Genomic DNA, 5147 nt, shown 5'->3' on the forward strand with positions numbered 1-5147 from the left:
TATCAACGTCAGTGACTTCAGGAATCGCGAAAGATTTCTTGCGTAGACGTTTGACAGCAGTAGAAAACGAAGAATTAGGAATTCCATTTGCTTGACAAAACTGAGAATCGGATAGCCCGCTCTTTCTGCAGTCCATAATGAGTCTGTACCATTCCTCATCTGTTCTGCGAGGTTGTGGTTTCTTTGGATTCGACATAACAGCTCCTTCCAAGTCGTAGTGAAATGTTCATCATTCGACTTTAAACATAGTAAAATGTACGTTATTCGAATCCATTATGAACCTAATTAATTGCGGTAGCGATCCACCTAATTTTTTCGCGCTTACGGATTAACAAATGGATAATAAAAAGACTTTAGAACTAATAAGCGATATTATTGCACTGCTGAATTCAGAAGAATATGACGCTACCATTCCTGCAATTGCGGAGTCTTGTAACATACCAATTGAATATGTTCGCAAGTTCATCCTTCAATTGGTCAAAAATACCATCTTATCCGCTTGTGTTACCGGAGAAGACCCTGCTTCATACAATTCAGACAATAATTTCATTGATGAATATTTAGATGATGAAGAAGGTGTATCAACAAATCTCCTTCAAGGAAAGTATGATCATTACTTATGGTCTATAAAGCTAAAAGTACTGAGCTTAGATGAGGATCAATTACTTGGATTAACTGCCATTGAATATGGTGCCATTCAATCTTTGGGCGAAACCGACACTTCTTTTAGACATGGTGCTATTTATGAGATAAAAGATAATGTAACAAAAGTTGAAAAAAATATTCGCAAAAACCAAGAATTAATTCAAACTGCAATCAATAACCATACTGCAATCTCTTTTAGTTATAAAAACCGTAAAGGCATAATAGAAAACCATATTGGTTTTCCAGTTAATCTTGCAACGAGCATTGCTGATAACTGGATTTATTTCGAATTAGCAAATAACAATAGTACATACAGACTGGATCGAGTAACCGATACTATTAAAGCTGTCAAAAATTTTGGTCCTTTTCCTGAAATTGAAGAAAACCCGAATAAAAAGTATATGTGGGGTTCTTATTTTCATGAAGACGCTGCGCCAGAGCATGTTAAAATAGTAATCTCCGACACTAGACCTAACATGATTCAAAAAATACAAAATGATATCCGCCATCGTAAAGAACTATGTTCTTTTTACAAACAAGGTGACGTCTACATCTACGAAGACGATATAATAGGCATTCCAGAGTTTCAAAGGTGGATACGAGGCTACGGCTCCTCCATCCAGGTTATTGAGCCCTCATATCTGCGAAAAGACATCATCGATAAAGCACGTAAAACTCTTGCTCTATACGAGTCAGCTGAAGCGTGGAAAAACTTATAGTCCTATGTTGGAGGAGTTATTTCAACTCCTCCGGCAAAATTCCCAGGAAATAATTTTCAAGATGATCCCAAATTTCTTCACTTCTAAATCTATTTTGGAATAAGAACGTCAACATCTTAACAGATATTTCATGTCGCTTTCCTACTGCTTCCAAAAGCTTATTTCTATAAGCTTCTGGCTTATCGCGTACAATCCTCATATTCTTTGTCTCATTAACATAAATATAAATCTGGCTGTTTGTTCCACCAAGTGATTTAAAGCGTAATACTCCAAAAGCTTCCAAAATTCCTAAAACAGTAAGTATCTCCTTGGTTTTATTGCTATTACTTTCATTAGTCACATACATCTGTCTTTCAACTGTCTCTTCTTCAATAGTTCTAAAACCTTTTTCAATCCAGTAAATGAAATCTCTAGACGCTGGATTAAACTTATAAATAACTCTGTCGTTCTTCAGAGGTCTTGCATCATATAAACGACTATTCATCCCCCATGAAAACGATTTTGAATAAGTTGTAATCGCTGCAAGAGTTACTCTTACTATGTTCTCAGCTCTATAAATGCTTATTCCAGCATCTTCGGAAATATATTTTGCCAATTCATCTTCAGACATAAACTTATTGTTTCTAACTGAATAGTTTATTGCCCCTTTAACAGCATCAAGAATCTTGCTATATACTTCCCTGTAGTGTGGTTCAAAGCTTATATCTACTGACATCGCTGTTGAGAACTTATACTGACTATTAAAAGCAAGTTCATCACTTCCTGTATAAAGCAGATACTTAAACTTTGGATAAGACATTTTATCTTCATAATCTGCTTGCCATATCTTCTTTAAATTCACTTCACAAACATTGAGCTTTTCATTCTTAAGTACAGCACAACTTGGATAACGAGTGTTTAATTTCTCACGCACCTCTGGCTCTATCCCCAGGAAACCATAGGCAAAAATTGGTACCGGACGCATCCTAAATGGTGTCATACCTCTATTCTCATAATCTTTCTGAATAAGAAGCATTGCCGTTTTAACTTTATTTACAATCTCTTCGTCATTTACCATGGGGCTTTCAAAGATATATGAAAAGCTTTCTGTATCAATAAGCATTTCATTTCTCTTTTTAGTATGATAATTCTTTTTGTCAGAGTATCTATAGTCTTCATATAACTCCAAGATTTTCTTCATCACTTCCACAAGTTGTCCCTTATACAACCTTGAAAGTCCATGAAGACGATTGATATGCTGAAAGTCATTGCTCATATGCTCATAAATTGCATGTCCATCTATATCTTGATCCCTAGCAGCTCTTCCTATCTCCTGCATATAATCGCATACATTACCAGTTGGAGCATAATGAGATACAACAGCAATGTCAGGAATATCAATACCCATTCCAAAGGCTTTAGTAGCAAGCATGATAAGCTTCTCACCACTTAAAAATGCCTGGAAGTTAGCATTCTTGTCATCCGCAAGCATCTGTCCATGATATTTTGCTACATACTCAGATAAGTTTTCCTTGTAACAATAAGTATTAAAACGCTCAATAAGTGCTACTGTCGGAAAGTAGATTAGGGTTTTTTGATTTCTCATTAAGCTATTTCTAATCATTTTAACCATCGCATCAAACTTATCTAGCTCATACTCAGTCCTATTGTGTTTTGCCTCAATCTCATTAATCTCAATAGAAATGTTTTCTCGCCTTAAATATCCTAAATATGTAATCGGATCAATCATATGAAGGCTATTTAAAGTCTCCTTGTACATATCCTCATGCCCACCATAAATAGCTGTAGCAGTAAATGTAGCAATAACAAAAGACATAGGATCCTCTTCTGCTTTTCCCTGAGCTGTACGAAGCTTACTTACATGGTCTCCAAGATACCAATAATCTGGTCTGAACTGTTTGCCCCATGTAGTCACAATATGAGCTTCATCAACAATAATCATTCCGATTTTTCTTGTACCAATAAGAGATTCAATTCCGCTACGTCCCATTAATGATTCCGGAGAAAGGTACAGAATACTTACCTCTCCGCTTTTAACTTCTTCTAATATTTCTTCCTTTATAATTGGAGAAATATCTGAATTGATAGTCCTAGCCCTCATATATCCCCTATCATTAAGAGCCTGCACCTGATCATTCATCAACCCAATCAATGGAGTTATAACAATAGTAACTAGATTATATTTCTCAGCCAGATACATTGCTGGTAATTGGAACATAAGAGACTTTCCAGCGCCAGTTGGTGCCGTAACAAAAATATCTCTTGCATTTTTGTGATTTACACAATTTTCAACCTGTGAAATCATATCGCCAATAATCTTTTCCTGTGATACGTCAATTACTTTCTTTTCACCCTTATCCAACGCATCCAAGTCATAGTTCTTAATGCTACGGAAATTGGTATAACCCCAATACTCCTCCAATAATTCGTTCACTCTGGGATACGAAATGATCTCATCATAGCTAGTATGCCGAGAAGAAAGCTCTACTTGCTGTTCAACATACTTCCCAAATGAGACAACTTCTATTTTTTCATTCTTCAAGTCATATTCTTCAAAGTTATAAGAGCATACATATCCATCATTACTCTTGCAAAAATTACTGTAGATATACAGATAATCATCAATATCTGCAATCTCAGTATCCACCGCTGATTCGTCATCAAAATGTGCGACTAACGACTTCGCAATCTCATCATCAATGAGAACGTCTATAGGATACTCTATATGCATCGCTTTATTCGTGATAACTATAATATGCTTATATTGGCGAACAGCAATCTCATACAGACAAACAAATTCGTCAAAAGAAATAACTTTAGGATTCTCCATAGCAAGAGACATTACTCTTGAGATATTATCTGCAATAGTGTCCGCAAGAGATACTCTGCTTAATCCAAGTTCTTCCACACTAAATCCCTTCAATACAAAAAGGGTGTTGTTATCATTTTTCTCTTCAATTGTTCTTTTAATATCTGTAATATAGTTAGGCATAAATTCCCTCCAATCTCTTTCTCTTTGCTGGAAGCGCAAGCTTCTTTATAGCTTTTGACTCAATCTGACGTATTCTCTCACGAGTTACGTTATACATAAGTCCAATTTCTTCCAATGTCATCTTATAGTTACCTTCTAATCCAAAGCGCATACTAATAACTGCATGCTCTCTATCTGACAAGGTACCAAGCAACTTGCTGATTTCCTCAGAAATAATAGTATCCATTACCTGATCTTCAACACTCTGCTCAGATGCAACGAAATCAAGGATTTCTGTATCTCCACCATCTGCATCATTCACGACCTTATTAAGACTAGCTGTATTCAGATACTTATCTGCATACATAACAAGGTTTTGAATTTCCTCATAGGAATAGTCAGCATTATAATCTTCATTTACAAATTGCTGTAGATCTGAGATAGATGTCACATCATGCAATTTTCTGCATTTATTTACACGAATAACCTGTTCAAAGTAAGCGCTAAATTTTCCGGTGGGTAACACATCCACCGCAAAAATATTATTAGGTACAAGGGCTTTTGCCCATAAAATATACCCCAGCCTCGTAGGAGACTGGAGCACCTTGACAATTCACATATGATAAAGATTACAGTGCATCGAAGATTGCATTCTGATGTTGACGATGGAGTTCGTCCAGAGCTTCTTTGCATTCAGGATTCCATGGGCAAAGCTTCTCAAGATCTTCATCGCTAGTTAGAGATGTTGGACATTTCATGAGAAGATATTTCAGATAGTAGTAAACATCAACACCATTAGCTTTAGCTGTCTC

General features: G+C 36.0%; 5 protein-coding genes. 1 reads left to right on the top strand and 4 read right to left on the bottom strand.

Annotated elements, in window-relative coordinates; translation table 11 throughout:
• Window positions 1–196: IS66 family insertion sequence element accessory protein TnpA (tnpA, locus tag BMX21_RS19590; protein ID WP_242952966.1), on the bottom strand; the 196-nt coding region annotated here is incomplete at its 3' end.
• A gap of 139 nt (window positions 197–335) precedes the next feature.
• Here tnpA and BMX21_RS18850 point away from each other — a divergent pair.
• Entirely contained in the window at window positions 336–1364 is a 1029-nt protein-coding gene (locus BMX21_RS18850) for a WYL domain-containing protein (protein WP_092047019.1), read from the top strand.
• 16 nt (window positions 1365–1380) lie between these two features.
• Here BMX21_RS18850 and BMX21_RS18855 read toward each other — a convergent pair whose 3' ends face one another.
• The 3 genes from BMX21_RS18855 to BMX21_RS18865 all read right to left on the bottom strand — a co-directional run.
• Window positions 1381–4356: a helicase-related protein gene (locus BMX21_RS18855; RefSeq protein ID WP_092047021.1), complete on the bottom strand. Its 2976-nt coding sequence runs from the start codon at window positions 4354–4356 to the stop codon at window positions 1381–1383.
• Window positions 4349–4939: a sigma-70 family RNA polymerase sigma factor gene (locus BMX21_RS18860; RefSeq protein WP_330390295.1), complete on the bottom strand. Its 591-nt coding sequence runs from the start codon at window positions 4937–4939 to the stop codon at window positions 4349–4351. Before BMX21_RS18860 ends, BMX21_RS18855 begins: the two co-directional genes overlap by 8 nt.
• Window positions 4940–4964: 25 nt before the next feature.
• Window positions 4965–5147 (bottom strand): transposase domain-containing protein (locus tag BMX21_RS18865; RefSeq protein WP_143057308.1); only part of this gene is annotated, 183 nt, incomplete at its 5' end.

This window comes from Butyrivibrio sp. TB, assembly GCF_900110805.1.
GTDB lineage: Bacteria > Bacillota > Clostridia > Lachnospirales > Lachnospiraceae > Butyrivibrio > Butyrivibrio fibrisolvens_C.

Bases quoted from the DNA above. Each gene is read 5' to 3' on its own strand.
- BMX21_RS18850 (WP_092047019.1), top strand. From the start codon at position 336: ATGGATAATAAAAAGACTTTAGAACTAATAAGCGATATTATTGCACTG.
- BMX21_RS18855 (WP_092047021.1), bottom strand. From the start codon at position 4,356: ATGCCTAACTATATTACAGATATTAAAAGAACAATTGAAGAGAAAAAT.